A 19,323-nucleotide genomic window follows, 5' to 3' on the forward strand; every position below is an offset into this window, starting at 1 on the left:
TAGAAAGAATACACAATAAACAATTGGCAGACCCTAAACATTGTTACCTGTTAGGAATACTTCTAACCAATCTGTAAGACCCATTTTTCATGCGCAAGTAGACATATTCGTGAGCAAGCATTACCGAAAAGTTGTTGTTTCAAACATCACCAGAACAGATAGAAGCACTAGTTTGTTATAATTATTCATCCAACATTCTCTCCCATTCAACAAGCCCAACTTGTAATACACAAATAGCAAGTCCAGTTTGAAACAGCTTTCCCCTGACAATTTCATCGTTTGACGGACCTGTTACAGGATTTATTTTCAGAAAATCGTTAAACAGGTTAATACGAATAAGCCAAGAAAATCAAATACAAATTGTGCCAGATGCTACCACTTGGCCGTGTAATTCGTACTTCACGGTCGAGAATACATCGGAAAGGTACTGTTACTGTTCTACTAGTCCACTTAAGTGACAACAAACTTTCATTAACTTGATTAGCAGACTCTGTATTACAAAACTACAATTCCCTAAAACAGCCAGATAATTGTTCGAAAGCTGCCCGACATTTTCGATAGATACCCTTCATTTTAGAAATAAGCCACCGTATAAAAATCGTGTGCTTATTCCATATTAATGGCTTTATCTGTTTGCAAGCATCGGGTTAATTGAGGAGAAATAAAACTAGTTTTCATTGCAAATTATTACCACCTTTATCCAAGCAATACTTTCGCCCACAGCATAACCCTTTTATCATGACTGTTTCGAAACCTCTTCAGGCACAATCTCGCTCCTTCATTCCTTCCATTACTTACTTATTCGTCTACTTCTCGCATGGGAAAACGGTCCTTAATGTACATTTCTTTACGGTGAAAAAATACAATTTGTCCCCTTCTGCCCGCACTAAAATATATGAGACAACCTTTGCAATTATGCAGAAGATACATGAAACTACTTGATTTACATCTCGATAACTACTTGCGCTACTGCATATTCTCTACTATGACTAATTGATACAAAAATATTCATTTTTTCTGTTACTGTAATATCGATAAACGGGGCACCTAACCGATTGTTTAACACACTGATATCTTGAAAGCTCAGCTTTCCAATACCTGTTCCCATTGCTTTAGCAAAGGCTTCTTTTGCGGCAAACCTTCCCGCAAGAAATTCTACCTTTCTAGCTCGATTGTCTAGTTGAATATAGCTTTCCTTTTCCTTTTCAGTTAAGATACGATTAACAAAACGTTCATTCTCCATACTTTTTTGTATTCTTTTCAATTCAATAATATCGATTCCAATCCCTTTAATCATCCGCCTATCTCCCAACATAATCTTTTTCCTTAACATATCGTTTTATGTAAATTTAGTATTATAGTAATCTAATAGTGACCATACTATTATCATAACCAATATCATGCATTACTAGTAACCCGCACTTTTAGAAAGAGGGGAAGCAATGTTTATTCGCAATGAAAAAAGCATAAAAGAATTTATTCAATTTTACCCTGTTGTCTCGGTCATTGTCATCATTCATATTGTAATTTGGTTTTTGCATACGCTACTACCAATTCCGTTTTTCGAACAGTTATATGACTTAGGTAAAGGTAGTCACTTTGGGATTCATAATGGCGAATACTGGCGATTTATTACACCAATATTCTTACATGCCGGATTTACCCATATGCTCTTTAATTCTTTTTCACTTGTATTATTTGGTCCTGCATTAGAACAAATGCTAGGAAAAGTAAAATTTCTGTTCGCTTATTTAGGTGCTGGCATACTCGCCAATATCGCTACCTTTATTCTTAACCCATCCTTTGGGTATGTCCATGTAGGGGCATCTGGAGCCATATTTGGCCTTTTTGGAATGTATGTATTTATGGTGGCATTCCGAAAGCATTTAATTGATTCACAAAATGCACAGATTGTTATGGTCATTTTTATCATCGGGATGATTATGACCTTTATACGACCAGGAATTAACCAATACGCCCATGTTTTTGGGTTTATAGCTGGATTTCTACTTGCACCTATCGTGTTGATAAAAGCAAGACCATATTCACCGTGGAGAAACTATCGATACCGTGATGATCAAGAAATACAATTTAATCCGAATCGGTGGAAAAAGAAGCGACACGTTAAAAAGCTAAGACAAAATGCGCTTTGGATTATTATTGGAATACTAGTAGTCATCGGACTAATAAGCAAGTTCCTATAGCATCAAAAAACTGATGGGTATATTACCGCCCATCAGTCTTTTTTTCGATATGAATACCACTCTGCTAATCCATCGACATCAAGCTCTTCTAACTCTTTAATGGTGTAATGCTTACCAAGCCCCATTTTGCCTACAATGGATAGCCTGAGTGTTGCCAGATCTGATTTCTTATGTAAGAAATGCTGTTTTTTATTAAACGCTTGTATTCGCTTATGGTTTATAACCATGGTCACTTTATTAAGCAATCGATATTGAATCATTAATTTCTTTCCCTCTAAGCTATAACCACCATCACGGTGTCGAAGGATCCCTAGGTAGATACTGACGATAAGAAACAGAATTGGAACCCAGGAAAATTGCGGCAGGAAGTACAGTACTGCTGCTACTAATACAATTGCAGGTATAACCGCTCGGAAAAGGTAATACTTCCTTGCCCGCTTTGGAAGAACTTGAATGGCACTCTGCGTTGTCTGATAATCCGCTAGAAATTCCCCTAAAAAAGAGGCAATCTCCTCTTTTTTCATAATCGGAAATAATACAGTTGAAAAATCTTCACCCTTTTCATTGGATCCACCTGCTATTTCTGCAATTACGGTTGCATATCCAAAAGGCTGTCTAATGATGTTTTCTGAAAACCCAACTGCTTGAATCCTTTTTAATGGAATAGTTATTTGCTTTTTCTCCAACAAACCACGTGTAATAATTAAATCGTCTTCCACTTTCGAAATGGTGAAGTTCCAGTACTTGATTACCGTACCTGCAATCCCTAGTAACCAAAGAAGTAGTAATCCCCCGATAATCATCAGCACTAATACCAGTAATCCCAAACCAACGACCCATTTATAGGCATTATCATAAAACCCAGTTGGGATAAAACGCTCAATCTCAGAAAAAACAAAACCGGCAATGGCTACTAATACACCAACACTACCAGAGGTTGCTCCAGCAAGAATTAAACTTCTTTTATCGATTGTTTGAAGCGGATAATCACGCTTGTCATATTCCTCTTGCTCTTCGACTCTTATAGACTTTAGCTCTTGTCTAAGTGCTTCACCATCATCAAGCGTTACCGCTAACAAGGATGCCTCCGCCTCTGACCCAGTTCCTGCAGTCTCAATCTCTACTTTCACTAGTTTAAAAATACGATGTATGATGCTTTGTGTTAAGTCAATGGATTGAATTCTGTTTTTGGATATAAAGCGTTTTTTCCTTACAAATATCCCATATTCCAATCGAAGCTCATCACCTTCTATCAAATAAGTAAAGCGACGCCAAGAGAGAATACTTGTGAGGAAGATTACAGTAAGTAAGACTAATATAGCCAGAATCGCATACAATAGGTACCCGTCAAATAGCGTTACAAACGCTAATACAAAAAGAAAAATGGAATCCTTTATTCCTTTTATGAGATTAAATACGATTGTCACGGGGTGTAATCGCATCGGATTAGACATCATCTTCATCCACCCTAGCTAAAGCAGAAATACGGTCCCTTAAATCCGAAGCGTCTTCATTCGAAAGAGCGGGTATTTCATGAGTTGTAGCAGCAGTTGATATGGATACACTTGCTAAATCGAACTTCTTTAATATAGGACCTTGCTTCGTCTCAACATGCTGCACTCTTATCATAGGAATAATGGTTCTTGATACAACGAGAATTCCGTGCTGAATATAGATTTCTTGATCAAACACTTCGTATCTCCATCGCTTCCATCTAAGCTTCGGCAGCAAATAAACCACGAAATAAGTACTAACCAATGTTACCCCGAGCGCTATTAGCACAATCCATAATGGAAAGTCAATAACGACATAGAGCACAAAGCCCGCAATGGTTAACAACCAAGATATAGACTCATATAATCCTGCAGTGATACGCCAAGCCTTGACCGCATCACGCGAAATGGTATGTATTGGTGGATTTCTCATATTTTTCCCCCTTACCTCTAAAAAAAAGCTCCCATTCAATAAGGAGCTTTTTCTAGATGTTTAACTATGCTTAGTCACGATTTCTTCGTTTTTGGAAATTACCTTTACGGTTGCGGCCACCTTGATTACGGTTTCCGCCTTGATTGCGACCACCGCCTTGACCACGTTTTCCATAGTGACGCTTGTTATTTGATCTACCTTTTTCCTGCTGTGCTTTTTTAACACTTATTGGAGCTACAGAAGAAATTTGTACTGGAACATCTCTTCTTTCCTTCGTTAGCATCTTTAATGCTGCTGCAACAATCGTTACAGAATCATGCTCTTCCAATAATTCATTGGCTGTTTCGTGATACGCTTCAAGATCATTACGTTCAATTGTCTTAAGAATTTTTTCAACTGTTACTTGTTGTTGTCCGAGACGAGCTTCTTTGTTCGTCGGCGGAACCATACGCTTCATTTTACTCTTCGTTACTTTTTCAATTAATCGTAAATGCGCCATTTCTCTAGGCGTAATAAATGATATTGCTTCACCAGTACGTCCCGCTCGACCAGTACGACCGATTCGGTGTACATAGCTTTCTGGGTCCTGTGGAATATCGAAATTATATACATGTGTCACACCGGAAATATCTAGACCACGAGCCGCAACATCTGTTGCAACAAGCACATCCACACGACCATTCTTAAATTTATTCAGAACAGACATACGTTTACCTTGTGTTAAATCACCATGAATTCCTTCAGCTCGAAAACCTCTTGCTTGAAGGCCTTCTGTAATCTCATCCACACGTTTTTTTGTTCTACTGAATATGATAGACAAATCAGGGTTATGAATATCCAAATGATTCGTTAACGTATCAAACTTAAATTTTTCTGGAATCTCAACGAAATGCTGATCAATATTTTCGACTGTCATTTCTTTTGCTTTTACTTTAACTTCTTTCGGACTATTCATCAGATTGGTTGCAATATCTCGAATTTCCTTAGGCATCGTTGCAGAGAATAGCAAGGTCTGTCTTTCACTTGGAACCTGCTTTAATATCTCGCGAATATCATCGATAAAGCCCATGTTTAGCATTTCATCTGCTTCATCCAACACAACTGTTTTTACAGTATCTGTACGGACAGTTCTTCTTCTAAAGTGATCTAATAATCTTCCTGGTGTTGCAACGACAATGTGTGGTCCATCTTTTAATGAACGTATTTGTCGGTCCATATGTTGACCACCATAAACCGGAAGTGAACGAACTCCTTTTAATTTACCAAGTCGGTTCAACTCTTCCGCTACCTGAATAGCTAGTTCTCTTGTAGGGGCAACTACTAACCCCTGAACCTTTCTTAATTTCGTATCAATTTTTTCAATCATCGGGATACCAAATGCAGCTGTTTTACCAGTACCAGTCTGCGCCTGCCCAATTACATCGTTACCCTCTAAAGCAAGAGGAATTGTTTCCGCCTGTATCGGCGTTGCTTCTTCAAAACCCATTCTTTCTAAAGATTTCATAATAGGATTTGAAATACCTAACTCATTAAATGTTGTCACGCTGTTACTTCTCCTTTATGCAAATATTTATTGTATTAGCGCTTGAACTTGCCGTGATGCTTGTACCGAGAATCACATCACCCATTTATCTTATCTTATCCATTAAATTAAAACTTACGTGTTGTAGGCTAATCATATTTTTCCCAACACGAAATTTAGATATTGGAATGATCCGTATAAATTTTGTTTTAACCGGAAAAAGGCTTATCCAAAGAGAAAAGCCGATGAATTCATCATTCATTCTATCTCCGCATACCCGGAGAGCTACATAAAAGTCTGTTTTTATCAGACGATAAGCACCGTGGCAAATTAACCGTTAGTTAATGATAACATACTACGTTTAATACAAGCTAGTTACAATATGATTTTTACGCACGAACATGCTAAAATAAAAAAAGTATAGCATTTGATTCTTTAGCAAATATAAGTTATATCAACCATACATATACTAGGAGGCAATAAGATGAGAGTCCCTCCATTTAATCCATATGCTGCAGTCGTAATAGGTGTTATCTCTGTTTCAACATCAGCTGTACTTGTTAAATTAGCAGATGATGCACCAGCAGCTATCATCGCGAATTATCGTTTGCTCATTGCCGTGCTATTAATGGCACCATTTATTTTTATAAATTACCGGCATGAATTTAAAAAAATCGAAAGAAGAGATTGGCTTTTATCTATTTTTGCAGGTGTGTTTTTAGCATTTCATTTTATTCTCTGGTTTGAATCCTTAAATTATACATCTGTAGCTAGCTCTGTTGTACTCGTTACCTTACAACCAATATTTGCTTTTTTAGGTACTTATCTCTTTTTTAAAGAACGCTTTACGCCCGGTGCCATTATAAGTATGGTAATCGCCCTTTTTGGTAGTGTTATCATTAGCTGGGGGGACTTTCAAATAAGCGGGATTGCATTATTTGGCGATATTCTAGCTTTTATTGGAGCTATCGCAATTACTGCATATTTTTTAATGGGACAAAACGTGCGTAGAAGGTTATCCTTAATGACTTATACATTTGTAGTATACGGTGTAAGCTCGATTACCTTAATCTTGTACAATTTAGTATTACAAAATCCCTTTGTTGGGTACTCCAGCAACACCTGGCTAATATTTCTAGCGCTAGCGATTATCCCGACCTTTTTAGGTCATACCTTATTTAATTGGGCCCTGAAATGGTTAAGTACTTCCACTATTAGTATGGCTATTGTTTTTGAGCCTATAGGTGCCACAATACTTGCTTATGTGATTCTAAATGAAAGAGTTACTTGGTCTCAATGGCTAGGTGGAACCATTGTTATTTTTGGATTATTTTTATTCATTGTAAGTACAACCCGAAAATCACGTGTTACCATCCACCATAAAAATTCATCGAGTTAAAAGCTATGTTTACATCTTAAGACACGCTATAATAAAGAAACTACTAATGAAAGAAATAGGTGATCGTATGACAATCCAGTTAATGACGGACGGCGGTGCAGATTTACCAAAGGAACTGACTGACTTAGTCGATATTAACGTTATTCCACTATATTTAAACTTCAAGGATGAACAATATAAAAGTGGGGTTGACCTAGACATAGCTGGCTTCTATAAAAAAATTGAGGAAACAAAAGAGCTGCCTCGTTCTGCAGCACCGAGTCCTAATGATTTTTACGAAGGCTATAAGCAAGTTAATCCTTCTGATCCTATTATCATGGTGAGCTTATCAAAAGGTTTGAGCAGTACGTATGAAAATGCTGTTGCAGCTAGAAATATGCTGCTCGAGGAAGAACCCAATCGAAAAATTGAAGTCATTAATACAAGAACTGCTTCCTGTGGTCAGGCCGTATTGTTAGCTGAGGCTTATCGCAAAATCCAAGAGAACTTTTCATACGAAGAAGTTGTTGACCATTTACAAAACCAGGTCAAACATACTACAACATTATTTGTGTTGAAAACACTGGAAAATTTAGTGTTGGGCGGTAGACTGGATAAAGTAAAAGGGACATTAGCTAAAACGTTAAATATAAAGCTTCTAATGAAAGCAAGTGAGGAAGGAACAATCGAGGTCACAGAGAAGGTTCGTGGCGAGAAAAAATCTATTCGACGATTCGTTGAGCAAATCGGAGAATATGCACGGACTTTCGAAGATAAAATTTTAGTCATGACACATTGTAATGCAGGAGAACGTGCAAAGGCTGTCTTAGCTGAAATAAAAGCAAAATATAAATTCAAAGAGACATACTTAACTGAAACCGGCCCTCTCATCTCCACCTATGGTGGCGAAGGCGCACTCGTTATTTCCTTCTTTAAAGACTAACAGGTTGGCAAATGCCAACCTGTTTTTTTCTATACGGTATCTGGATAGAGTTCTTGAGCTTGGGTTTCTACTGCTTTCACCAGAAACTCATGAACCATTCTATTTAACGTATCTTTATCATTCCCTAAACATATTAGATGTCTAGATCGTTCAAAAAACACTACTTCTTTTCGCGCGGCAGGGATTTCTTTATCAAGATAGTATGCAGTTTTATAAGGGACCATACTGTCCATTTGCCCCTGTGCTATCAGTACTGGAGATTCAACGCTCTTCAAATATTTTCTGGTCAAACGAACAAGCTTTAAAAATTCAATATTTGCTTTCAGTGGAACACTACCCAACTTCCGTTTATAGTGACGATATAACTTATTCTGACTTAGCTTTCCAGTAAAGCTATCCTTTATTACCTCTCCTAAATCCACACCAATCTGTTTGAATGATAAATATTTACCTGCAGTTGCTAATAATACGAGCTTATCAACATGATATTTGGCAGCTAAATAAGCAGCAATCATACCACCCATTGAAAACCCAATAAGGTATATCTCATCATACTTTTCCTTTAATCGCTTTAATGATGCTTCAGCTGTCTCAATCCAACTTCGATGGGACACGTTTTCAAGTGCGAGCTCTCTCCCATGTCCAGGTAAGGTTGGAACAGCAATATGCCAGTTTGTCTTTTCTTGTAAGTATTTTGTGAGTGGCTCTAACTCGTGTGGACCACCTGTAAATCCGTGTATAATCAAACAACCAATCATGGCAAAATCTCCTTTATGAAATTCTCGATGCCTAACAAGGAATTCCTTAACACCCCAAAAAAGCAAAAGTCCTTTTTTTCTTTTGCCCTAAAATCACACGAAATATTACAAACGGAACTCATATCCCCACTTTTAATAGTTGTGTTAGCTTCTTAATAACTGTTCCAACACTCTTATAGCCCTGTTCTATCTATTAACGAAAAGTTTTCATAAACGATCCAAATTGTTTAATGATTGGAGAGACTTGATGATAAGTATTCGCAAATTGACTTACTGTCGTAAGTACCTTATCTAAATTAAGTTGCCCATTTTCGTCTTGGAATTGAGACATTGCACCTTGCGAAGGATTACCATAGGCCTGTTGATTATACGTTTGATTTTGTTGGTTAGTGTTGTACCAATCAGCTGGCTGCTGGGGCTTCGCAAACTGCTCGAAAGGAGTTTGTGGTTGCTGATACGGATACATAGCTTGATAAGGAGCTTGCGGAGTAGAATAAAATTGCTGTTGCATTGGCTGTTGGTTATAGGGTTGAAATTGTCGTTGAAACGGCGAATGTCTAAATTGCATTTTCTGACACTACCTTTCCCTTAAGCATTTTACTATAATTTATGCAAACGTCTACTAAATCGTGTGTAAAAAGAACAAAAGCTAAGCGCCCTGCGTAGAGACATACGGACTGGACTGTGCCGTAGGAGTTAAAGAAAACACGGTGACCAAAGGAAGCCGATGTTGACTTATCGTACGAAGACGAGGGAAGTCACGCTAGCCACTGGGCGCTGGTGATGGATGTGTCTGTACCTTTAAAGGAAAGCAATCATCCAAAAATTTATCTTTCTTTACTTAACAAGAAGGAAGCACCTTGTTAAAGCTTGTGCTTCCTTCGAGAACGATAGATAACAACTAGCAATATCCCCATCGATATTAATGCGAAGGACGGATCGTATTCACACAATACAATGAAGCCTAACATTAAAAATGATAGGACATCCTTTACCTTCAAAGCCCCAAGTTTCTTATCTAGAATAGCCGCTGCATTTCCCATTTTAATGGTATAGTTAAATACTGCTGTGACAATCACTAACAAAATAAAAATTGGACTCCACCACTGGAAATGAATAATGGCAAAAATAATAGTAGGAATTAATAAAGGTATCGCTCCATAAAACACCCATTGCTTCACTGTTTTTTGGTAGCCACCTACATCCCAAGGCAGTACTTGTACAATCCCTGATTGAAATCGGTCTACGAACAGGCTAGCCATGAAAGTTGTATAGACATGGATACTAATGGCGATGCCAATTAACACCACGAAATGATGCACAAAATTCAACATCACTAATGCGATAAATAATGTCCCAACTACTTTTACAATTAATTCGATATTCTCCCTAATATGTTGAATCCATAAACGCTTATGAATGGATGCCTCTGTATAGCGGAAAGGCCTTTTCCTGGATGATCTATTTTGAAATAAATTATATCTTCTTTGTCGTTTAAACTTCACCTTCGTTGCCCTCGCAACCATTGGCATACTCCAAACTAAATAATCATTTACTTCTGTAACCCTTCCCCAATTTATTCCTGAATACATTTTTTTAAACAGAAGGATATTACTAATGATTACGATTGAAAAAACAATAATACTGACTAGTTGACTCTGATTGGTTATGGTCCCAAGAACATTTAAAAGCATCACCGTTAACAAAATAGCTAACTTTATTACGAAATTTGCTTGAAATAGCTTCCATTGCGGAATCGTCATAAAAAGCTCAATACACCAGAACAAACCGAAATACGTTAGTACGAGGACTGTATTTAATGGTGTTAATAAAATAACAACAGCACTTATGACACTGTATATCAACAATTGCTTTAGCCATTTCTCCGCAATACAAAGAAAACCGATTTTGTTTAGTGCGTGTGGTAGCATTCCTAGTTGATAGAAAGAGCTCGTAAATAATATTCCTGGATGACGAAATGATTGGAAAATATAACGAAGTGGCACTATCGTTAAAATCAACCAAAAGCGTTCTTCCGCTGTCCGCTCAATAAATACGAACTCATCTTTAAAAATTTGTAAATAATCGTTAAAAATGAATATTGCAGCAAAAACATACCCACCTACTATTAATGAATAGATCGCGGTCGTTTTATCAATAGATAGGCCAACTAACATTTTCATGATATTTCTTTTCTTGATAAACCTATTTTTTCGAATGAATCGATACGCTTGCCATGTAGAAGGGTGTCTCATTGATTGTCTGATCTCCTTTTAATCGTTTCAAAATCAGCAATCGGTCCACTATGTAGAACCTTTCCTTCCTGAAGCATGATAAATTGATTAGCAATATTTTTCACGCGGTCTAATTGGTGGGTTGTTAATAAGATGCTAGTACCATTCGCAATTTTTTCTTTCAATATCGCTTCGAAATAATCCACTGCATAGATATCTAGTCCCATAAAGGGTTCATCAATTAATAACAGCGGCGCATCTGGTAGCATGGCACAAATAGTTTGTACCTTCTGACGCATTCCTTTTGAGAGCGATTCAGGGTATTCATCTAATTTCCCTTGCAGTTCAAATCCCTCAACATACCGATTTATTCGCTTCTTTAATTCTGCTTCTTCCATTTGATAGCTTTTTCCATACAACTGAAAATGCTGCATCGCTGTTAACTCGGACATTAATAAGGGTTCCTCTAGTATAAAAGCAATTAACTGTTTATATTCTAGAAAATTAGTATCCTGGTTATATTTCTCTTTCATCATTATTTCACCAGCAGTTTTCTCATGCACTCCCATAATCGCCTTCATTAAGGTGGATTTCCCAGCTCCGTTATGACCAACTAATGCCAATACAGATCCTTCCTCCATTGTAAAGGAAATATTATCTAGCAGTTTAGAAGATTTAATTTTTACATCTACGTTAATTACGTCTAATAGCTTCATTTTTGTCACCTTCCTACTACAATTTACGTTTTTTTAATGCAAAAGGTTTCGTTTTTAAATATATAACATACTAATTATAGCAAAATCCGAATATTACATACCCATTTTTGTCGATTTTTAAGGATTTTTTGTTAAAAAGGTGTAAATTATTCAAAAAAAGTCTAGCTTTTTCCGGAATTTTGTTATTTAATAAAATAGAAAGCTTCATAATCTTTATATTTCTAGGAGGGTCACAATGAAGAAACTTTATAGTCTAGTGCTTATGCTAGGATTAGCGCTGGTACTGGCAGCTTGTGGATCAAATGATGCAGCAAATCCAGATACAATCGTAATAGGATTTGTACCATCACAGGATTCTGATTCTATCGCCGAAACGGTTGAACCATTAGCAGAACGCTTAGGAGAAGAATTAGATAAAAAAGTAGAAAGTAAAGTAATGACAAGCTATAGCGCATTAGTAGAGGCTATGGGTGCTAACCAAGTACACATCGGATTTGTTCCAGCTTTTGGTTATGTATTAGCGAACCAAGAATATGATGTAGAAGTTATCCTTAAATCTATCCGTTATGGTTCTGGAACTTATAAAGCACAATATGTCGTACGCACTGATTCAGGAATTAAAAGTCTAGAAGATTTAGAAGGCAAAGTATGGGCTTATGGTGACCAATTATCAACTTCTGGCTACTTATTCCCAGCTAATGAAATGATGGGACAATTCGGTTTAGAAACAGCCGCTGAGCTAGAAACTGAATTCTTCAAAGGAACTACTCAATCTGGCGGACATGATAAATCAATTATAGCGGTATACAATGGTGAAGCGGATGTCGCTACAACATTTGATGATGCACGTACTGAAATTGAAGAAGAGTATCCTGATGTTATGGATAAATTAACTGTACTAGACTATACAGCTGAAATTCCTAATGACACGATTTCTGTGACAGCTGATCTTGACGAAGAACTTGTTAAAGATATTAAAGAAGCATTTTTATCCTTCAATGAAGATGAAAAAATGATTGAAATTATGAAAACAGTATATAACTGGGATGCGATCTCAGAGGCTACTGACGAAGAATATGATGTAGTTCGTGAAACTTATGAGAAGTTTAGAGATAACATCTCAATTGATGACCTATAAGATTAACTTGAAAATTTGATAGTAAGAGAAAGGGAAGGATTGCCAACTTCCCTTTTTCTTGCGTTAATAACCATGATATAATAATAGAAATTATACGCCTGTACTGGAGGACTTTTGAAAATGATAGAATTTAAGAATGTAGGCTTAGTATACCCAAATGGCACAGAGGGCTTAAAAAATGTAAATGTAACCATTAATGACGGAGAATTTGTTGTTATTGTTGGACTTTCCGGTGCTGGAAAATCAACTTTCATTCGTAGTATAAACCGTTTGGTTACCCCTACATCAGGTTCTTTAGAGGTTGATGGAGAAAATATTTTAAACTATAAAGGTAAAAACCTTCGCAAGCTACGTACTAAGGTTGGTATGATCTTTCAAAATTATAATCTAGTAAAACGTTCAAATGTCCTAAAAAACGTACTTGCTGGTCGTCTTGGCCATACTGGAACATTACGTTCAATCTTAGGACTTTATAAAGATGAAGACAAAGCGTTAGCTTATGAAAGCTTAAAACGCGTTAATATAGAAGAGAAGCTCTATAATCGTGCAGATGAACTAAGTGGTGGTCAGCAGCAACGTGTAAGTATTGCCCGCGTATTAACACAGCAGCCTAACTATATTTTAGCGGATGAACCGGTCGCTTCACTTGACCCACCAACATCACATCAGGTTATGTCCTACTTAAAAAAAATAAACAAAGAAGACAATATAACAACGATTGTTAACCTTCACTTCATTGATATGGCAATGGAATATGCAGACAGAATTATTGGTATGCGAGCAGGAGAAGTTGTCTTTGATGGACCTGTATCAGAAGTAACAGAAAAAACCTTCGAAGAAATTTATGGCCGCTCCATTCGTGAGGATGACTTACGTGGAGGTGCAGATAGTGGCGACGAATAAAAAACAATCACTATCCATGTATCCCAGTAAAACTAAAAAACAAGTCACACTGATTGGTCTTATCATATTAGGAATGTACTTATTTAGTATGTTTTGGACACAACGTGAAATGGTCGGTGGATTTGGTGGTGCTCTAGATAACATGTTACGTGTTATCGGGAAATTCTTTCCACCTAATTTTTCAATAGTATCTGCAATTTTAGATCCTTTATTTCAAACCATTCAAATGGCGATCATTGCAACAACAATTGCTGCAATCATAACGGTTCCATTAGCATTACTATCTGCTCAAAACGTTACAACGTTTAAACCACTTTATGTTGCGACAAGAACCTTGTTAAACCTATTACGAACAATTCCTGATTTAGTATTAGCAGTTATTTTTGTAGGATTATTTGGTATAGGTTTATTCCCTGGTATTTTAGCACTAATCGTATTTTCATTAGGTATCTTAGCGAAACTTATTAGTGAAACAATTGAAGCTGCGGATATGAATCCGTTAGAAGCAATGCGCGCTTCAGGTGCAAACACGCTACAAATGATTAATTTCGGTCTAATACCACAGGTATTACCACAATACACTTCTCTTGTACTATACGTTTTTGAAATAAACATTCGTGCATCAGTTGTATTAGGTTATGTAGGTGCAGGCGGTATTGGTCTAGTATTAAACCAACAAATTGGATTTTATAATTATCCAAATGCAATGGCAATCATTATTATGATTTTTGTTGTGGTCCTAGTAATTGAATATATCAGCACCAAATTAAGGGAGGCTCTACTCTAATGGAAGCTTTACAATTACCTCCAAAACCAAAACACTCAGGCTATCGAATTTTTAAGCGACTATTCATTACACTTATTGTCATTGCCATATATGTTTGGACAATCTTAGGAATTAATATTGATTTTGCTCAAGCAATTAGTCAAATGGTGAAAAATTTTGGAAACTTAATTTCTGGTCTATTCCAACCTAACTGGGCAGCTTCTGGCGATGTTGCGCTCAGCATGCTGGAAACTATTGCAATCGCATTTGCCGGATCATTAATGGCAGCAATCTTGTCTGTACCATTAGCATTTCTTGCAGCAAATAATATGATGGGTGGAAAAGTTGGATCTACGATTGGTAAATGGATTCTATCTGCTGTACGTGCTTTCCCTGATATTATTCTTGCAATCCTATTTGTTGTAGCCGTTGGTCCAAATGCATTTGCCGGTGTACTTGCCATTGCGATTGGTTCAACAGGGATGCTTGGGAAAATGTTCTCTGAAATCATTGAATCCATTGATATGGAAGTTGTTCGAGCAATGGAGGCAAATGGTGCTAACAAAATTCAAATACTGTTTTATGCAGTAATGCCACAGGTTATTCCTGAATTCCTATCCTACGCAATATACCGATTCGAAGTAGATATTCGTGCTTCATCCATTCTTGGTATTGTAGGTGCCGGTGGTATTGGTACGATGATCTTCTTCGCATCCTCCAACCGTGACTGGAACCAAATGGGAACAATCTTACTTGGAATCATTATTGTCGTAACTGTAATTGACTTTGCTTCAGCAAAAATTAGACGTAAAATAGTATAGGACGTGTGAAACGAAATTGAAGGAGAGCTCTTTAATTTCGTTTCTTTTTATCCTGCCATATTGCAAGTAGTAACCCTCTATGGCACTTTAGAGAAAGGATGTACAGATTGAATACAGCACAGCTAAAAATACTTTATACGAGTGATGTTCATGGCAATGCAATGCCAATTTTATATGGAACAAATGAAGAAGCAGACCTAGGGTTAGCCAAATACGCAACCATCGTAAAGCGCGCACGAGATCAACATGAGAATGTACTGGTAATCGATAATGGAGACCTTATCCAAGGTACTCCGCTCATGACACATTATGTTAAGGAGCATTCTGATAAAGAAAACCCAATGGTTGGTATTATGAATCAGATTGGAATAGACGCAGGTGTTATTGGAAATCATGAATTTAATTTCGGGAAGAGCATCCTTTTAGATGCCATAAGACAATCTAACTATCCATGGCTTTCAGCAAACTTAGTTGGCAAGGACGGAATGCCTTACTTCGGAAAGCCATATACGATAAAGACTTTACCAAACGGCATTAAGGTAGCAATTGTTGGTGTGACCACACATTATATTCCTAATTGGGAATCACCAGGACACATAGAAGGCATTGAATTTAAGGATGCACGAACAACGTTAAAGTTTTGGGTGAACCAAATACATCAAGAAGAACACCCTGATTTATTAATCGCTTCCTATCATGGTGGATTCGAAAGAGATTTAGATACGGGCGAAGCAACAGAGCCAATCACTGGTGAAAATCAAGGCTATGCCATGTGCCAGGATATTGAAGGTATTGATGTACTATTGACTGGGCATCAGCACCGAATACTTACCGGAGAGGTTAATGGTGTATTAGTAGCGCAACCAGGCAATAATGGAAAAATGTATGGAGCAATTGATATTGAAATGAAACAAGAACAAGGAAAATGGCGTCTTGCTCATAAGAACGCAGAAATAATTCCTGTGGGTGATGTGGAACCAGATGCAGATATCGTTGACTATATGAATGCTATCGAAACATCCACTCAGAACTGGCTTGATCAGCCAACAGGATATATTGATGGCGATATGACAATTGCTGATCCATTCCACGCACGGGTTTTCAAACATTCGTTTGTTCAATTTATCCAAAATGTACAAATGGAAGCAAGTGATGTGGATATTTCTGTTACCGCATTACTAAATAATGAATCTGAGGGATTTAACTCGACTGTAACGATGCGCGATATTGTTTCTAACTATATGTACCCAAATACACTTGTTGTGTTAGAGCTGACCGGCAAAGATATCAAGCTTGCATTAGAAAAAAGCGCAGAATATTTTGTGCTCGATGAAAATGAAAATATTTCAGTTAATCCAGCTTACGTGAATCCTAAGCCCCAGCATTATAATTATGATATGTGGGAAGGAATAAACTACACCATTAACGTATCAAAGCCAATTGGATCTCGAATAGAGAAAGTGACTTACCATGGTGATGAATTAACCGACGACAGAACCTATCATGTAGTCTTAAACAACTATCGAGCAACTGGCGGAGGTAATTACGATATGTTTAAAGACAAGCCAGTTATTAAGGAAATTCAAAAGGATGCAGTAGAACTAATCCATTCTTATTTTGAAAAGCATCATACCGTTAAAGCAGAAGTTACCCCAAATTTTAACGTTATCAAAGTATAATAGAAGAGCTATCCTTAGAGGTTTGATTGCCTACTATGCGATAGCTCTTCTCTATGATACATACCCCCAAAAGCAAAAGGGAATCCAAGAGCACTGTTCGCTCTTGGATTCCTTCAACCTACTCTTTAGTCATCATCGCCATCATCATCGTTAGAAAGATCAATTTCTGAGTCCAATGAAATAGAGACGATTTCACCGGTATAAGCATCAATTTCAAGCTCTGTTTCTCCAGTAGTACCCTCTATTTCTACATCATAGACTAAACGACCGTCTTCCTCATCTAACTTAAACTCTGTAATGGTCCCTGGAAATTCTGCTAGCGCAATTTCCTTGGCGCGTTCAGGATCAATCGCTGTAGTCTTTGTGTCAGTGCTATCTTGTTTGTTGTCATCTGCTTTTTCCGTGTTGTTCGTTTCTTCTTCCTTAGCTGCATCATCATCTGTTGTATTATCGCCAGCTTTATTATTATTTTCAGCCTTGTCTTGGCTATCGTCACTAGAAGCATTCTCGTTTGCTGAATTGTCATCAACTTCATTCTTGTTCGTGTTATTCTTCTCCGAAATCGAAACATCTGATGAGCCTTCTGCCGCAACCTGGATTTCTCTTTCCTCTAGTTTCAATACTTCACCAGTATTACCGTCAAACTTGATTTCGTATTCTTTCCCCTCACCTTGCACCTCAACCTCGTAGACAACCCTGTTAAAGCCTTTTTCTAGTTCAATATCTGTAATTGTCCCAGGATATTGTTCTGCAACTAGCGCTTCAATATCTGTCATTGTCAACTTCGGCTCAGCTTGAGCAGCATTTGATTTATAAATACCAAAGCCGAGTAATGCAGCGATGGAAATACTTGATACAATAAGTAGTACTTTCTTTTTCATTTGTTTGCCTCCTCATTTCTTGATGTCTTTATCATAAACATCCAGAATGAAATAACACTGTGAAAAAGATTAGAATTTGATGAGAAACTAACAAGTTAATTTTCAGAATCCATTTTTTTAAATGCCGGGAGCTTTATTGTAAATGTAGAGCCTTTGCCAGCTTCACTTTCAACCTCAATCTTCCCACCGTGGGCCAGTGTAATTGATTTTGCGATGGCTAGACCTAGGCCTGTTCCGCCAGTATTCCGACTTCTCGCTTTATCTATCCGATAAAAGCGTTCAAAGACTCGGTCCCTTTCCTGTTGAGGAATTCCACCTCCACTGTCAATTATGTCGATAATAACAGCGTCATCTTTTTCACCAATTCTTACATCTACTTTATCCTCACTATATTTATGAGCATTATCCATCAATATATATAATACTTGTTTAAGTTGATCGGTATTCCCCTGAACGAAATGCGCTTCACTGTCATGCTTAAGAGTAATTTCTCTTCCATAGGCACCAGTGAAAATGGCAATTGTTTCTTCCATTAGCTGATTCATATCCACGACCTCAGCATGATGAACTTCTTTATTTTTAGCTAACGCAAGCATTTGTTCCACTAGTTTTTGCATGCGTTCTGCTTCTAATGTAATTGCTTCAATTGACTCTTTCATTAATTCTGTATTATCCATTCCCCTACGTTCTACAAGTTGTGCATAGCTTTTTATAATGGATATTGGAGTTTTTAATTCATGAGAAGCATCCGAGACAAATATCTCTTGCATCTCATAGCTTTCTTTTAAAGAATCGATCATGTCATTAAAAGTCTTTTCCATCTCATAGAGCTCGTCTTTGGAGCGATTCGATAAATCAATCTTTTTCCACCTTGCATATTTAATATTCTCTCTCATGGTATGAATGAGCGATTTAACTGGTCTAAGGAGAAATCTTCCTAAGACATTCCCTGCAATGATGGTTGGAATTAATATGATTAACGAAGCAAGGACTAATACATAAAAAAGCGTCCGCATATTCTCAGATAACGCAACTAATTGCTTGGATAGTTGCAATGTTACTACATCACCATTGTTCCAAATAATTGGCTTGGATACGGTAGCAAACCGCTCCCCTTCAAATAGAATAATTTCACTTGTTTCTGCGTTTGTAAACGCACCTGGCAAGCTAAGAAATTCTTTATCCTTAGAATGAACAATAGGATTTCCACTCTCTGGATAAACTCGTATGATTCCATCCGCCGGTAAAAATGCTTTTAATAACTCTGTCGGTGGTATGTCTGGATTGGCATTTAAGTTTGAAACAATTGTGTTTACCTGTTCGGTAAGCTCTTCTAACTCACTGTCTACTGTGTTCGAATAAAATAAGAAATAAATGGATGCATTAATTAATAAAATTAATACTAACATGAATAAACTAGTAAATAATTGAATTTTTGTACGTAATTTCATCTT

At 37.1% G+C, this 19,323-nt stretch carries 18 protein-coding genes; 8 read left to right on the forward strand and 10 right to left on the reverse strand.

The features are described from left to right. Nucleotides 1–943: 943 nt before the first annotated feature. Entirely contained in the window at nucleotides 944–1,297 is a 354-nt protein-coding gene (gene acpS / locus ABC228_RS18800; protein WP_345826710.1) for a holo-ACP synthase, read from the reverse strand. A 145-nt stretch (nucleotides 1,298–1,442) separates the two neighbouring features. Here acpS and ABC228_RS18805 point away from each other — a divergent pair, with 145 nt between their 5' ends. Next, nucleotides 1,443–2,204 carry a rhomboid family intramembrane serine protease gene (locus ABC228_RS18805; protein WP_345826711.1) on the forward strand — a complete coding sequence of 254 codons (762 nt, stop codon included), beginning with the start codon at nucleotides 1,443–1,445 and terminating at the stop codon, nucleotides 2,202–2,204. A 32-nt stretch (nucleotides 2,205–2,236) separates the two neighbouring features. Here the strand turns inward: ABC228_RS18805 and ABC228_RS18810 are convergent, their stop codons facing one another. The 3 genes from ABC228_RS18810 to cshA all read right to left on the reverse strand — a co-directional run bounded on the left by ABC228_RS18810 (nucleotide 2,237) and on the right by cshA (nucleotide 5,673). Beyond that, entirely contained in the window at nucleotides 2,237–3,661 is a 1,425-nt protein-coding gene (locus ABC228_RS18810; RefSeq protein WP_345826712.1) for a PH domain-containing protein, read from the reverse strand. After that, nucleotides 3,651–4,130 (reverse strand): PH domain-containing protein, encoded by a 480-nt coding sequence (locus ABC228_RS18815; RefSeq protein WP_345826713.1) that lies wholly within the window; start codon nucleotides 4,128–4,130, stop codon nucleotides 3,651–3,653. Before ABC228_RS18815 ends, ABC228_RS18810 begins: the two co-directional genes overlap by 11 nt. 70 nt (nucleotides 4,131–4,200) lie before the next feature. Next, complete coding sequence (cshA, locus tag ABC228_RS18820) at nucleotides 4,201–5,673, reverse strand: degradosome RNA helicase CshA (RefSeq protein ID WP_345826714.1); 1,473 nt, start codon at nucleotides 5,671–5,673, stop codon at nucleotides 4,201–4,203. 463 nt (nucleotides 5,674–6,136) lie between these two features. Between cshA and ABC228_RS18825 the strand changes: the two genes are divergently transcribed. Next, nucleotides 6,137–7,051: a DMT family transporter gene (locus ABC228_RS18825; RefSeq protein WP_345826715.1), complete on the forward strand. Its 915-nt coding sequence runs from the start codon at nucleotides 6,137–6,139 to the stop codon at nucleotides 7,049–7,051. Nucleotides 7,052–7,118: 67 nt separating this feature from the next. Next, nucleotides 7,119–7,973, forward strand: a complete 855-nt coding sequence (locus ABC228_RS18830; protein WP_345826716.1) for a DegV family protein — start codon at nucleotides 7,119–7,121, stop codon at nucleotides 7,971–7,973. A gap of 29 nt (nucleotides 7,974–8,002) precedes the next feature. Here the strand turns inward: ABC228_RS18830 and ABC228_RS18835 are convergent, their stop codons facing one another. The 4 genes from ABC228_RS18835 to ABC228_RS18850 form a co-directional block, all read right to left on the reverse strand. Beyond that, complete coding sequence (locus ABC228_RS18835) at nucleotides 8,003–8,731, reverse strand: alpha/beta hydrolase (protein WP_345826717.1); 729 nt, start codon at nucleotides 8,729–8,731, stop codon at nucleotides 8,003–8,005. Between the two features lie 193 nt (nucleotides 8,732–8,924). Then, nucleotides 8,925–9,299: a YppG family protein gene (locus ABC228_RS18840; protein ID WP_345826718.1), complete on the reverse strand. Its 375-nt coding sequence runs from the start codon at nucleotides 9,297–9,299 to the stop codon at nucleotides 8,925–8,927. 295 nt (nucleotides 9,300–9,594) lie between these two features. Next, nucleotides 9,595–10,986 (reverse strand): hypothetical protein, encoded by a 1,392-nt coding sequence (locus tag ABC228_RS18845; RefSeq protein WP_345826719.1) that lies wholly within the window; start codon nucleotides 10,984–10,986, stop codon nucleotides 9,595–9,597. Beyond that, nucleotides 10,983–11,681 (reverse strand): ABC transporter ATP-binding protein, encoded by a 699-nt coding sequence (locus ABC228_RS18850; RefSeq protein WP_345826720.1) that lies wholly within the window; start codon nucleotides 11,679–11,681, stop codon nucleotides 10,983–10,985. Before ABC228_RS18850 ends, ABC228_RS18845 begins: the two co-directional genes overlap by 4 nt. A 235-nt stretch (nucleotides 11,682–11,916) precedes the next feature. Between ABC228_RS18850 and ABC228_RS18855 the strand changes: the two genes are divergently transcribed. The 5 genes from ABC228_RS18855 to ABC228_RS18875 all read left to right on the forward strand — a co-directional run bounded on the left by ABC228_RS18855 (nucleotide 11,917) and on the right by ABC228_RS18875 (nucleotide 16,988). Further along, nucleotides 11,917–12,819: a phosphate/phosphite/phosphonate ABC transporter substrate-binding protein gene (locus ABC228_RS18855; RefSeq protein WP_345826721.1), complete on the forward strand. Its 903-nt coding sequence runs from the start codon at nucleotides 11,917–11,919 to the stop codon at nucleotides 12,817–12,819. A gap of 120 nt (nucleotides 12,820–12,939) precedes the next feature. Further along, the gene (gene phnC / locus ABC228_RS18860; RefSeq protein ID WP_345826722.1) at nucleotides 12,940–13,722 is read left to right on the forward strand and encodes a phosphonate ABC transporter ATP-binding protein; all 783 of its coding nucleotides are present in this window, start codon (nucleotides 12,940–12,942) and stop codon (nucleotides 13,720–13,722) included. 16 nt (nucleotides 13,723–13,738) lie between these two features. Then, complete coding sequence (phnE, locus tag ABC228_RS18865; RefSeq protein WP_345826747.1) at nucleotides 13,739–14,509, forward strand: phosphonate ABC transporter, permease protein PhnE; 771 nt, start codon at nucleotides 13,739–13,741, stop codon at nucleotides 14,507–14,509. Then, a complete protein-coding gene (gene phnE, locus ABC228_RS18870) occupies nucleotides 14,509–15,309 on the forward strand; it encodes a phosphonate ABC transporter, permease protein PhnE (RefSeq protein WP_345826723.1) in 801 nt (266 codons plus the stop codon). Before phnE (ABC228_RS18865) ends, phnE (ABC228_RS18870) begins: the two co-directional genes overlap by 1 nt. Nucleotides 15,310–15,407: 98 nt before the next feature. Further along, nucleotides 15,408–16,988, forward strand: a complete 1,581-nt coding sequence (locus ABC228_RS18875) for a bifunctional metallophosphatase/5'-nucleotidase (RefSeq protein WP_345826724.1) — start codon at nucleotides 15,408–15,410, stop codon at nucleotides 16,986–16,988. 125 nt (nucleotides 16,989–17,113) lie between these two features. Here the strand turns inward: ABC228_RS18875 and ABC228_RS18880 are convergent, their stop codons facing one another. Both ABC228_RS18880 and ABC228_RS18885 read right to left on the reverse strand, forming a co-directional pair. After that, entirely contained in the window at nucleotides 17,114–17,869 is a 756-nt protein-coding gene (locus ABC228_RS18880) for a PepSY domain-containing protein (RefSeq protein WP_345826725.1), read from the reverse strand. Between the two features lie 95 nt (nucleotides 17,870–17,964). Continuing rightward, on the reverse strand, nucleotides 17,965–19,320 hold the full coding sequence (locus ABC228_RS18885) for a HAMP domain-containing sensor histidine kinase (RefSeq protein ID WP_345826726.1): 1,356 nt from the start codon (nucleotides 19,318–19,320) through the stop codon (nucleotides 17,965–17,967). Nucleotides 19,321–19,323: the final 3 nt, after the last annotated feature.

The organism is Ornithinibacillus xuwenensis (assembly GCF_039614845.1).
GTDB classification, from domain to species: Bacteria; Bacillota; Bacilli; order Bacillales; family Amphibacillaceae; genus Ornithinibacillus; species Ornithinibacillus xuwenensis.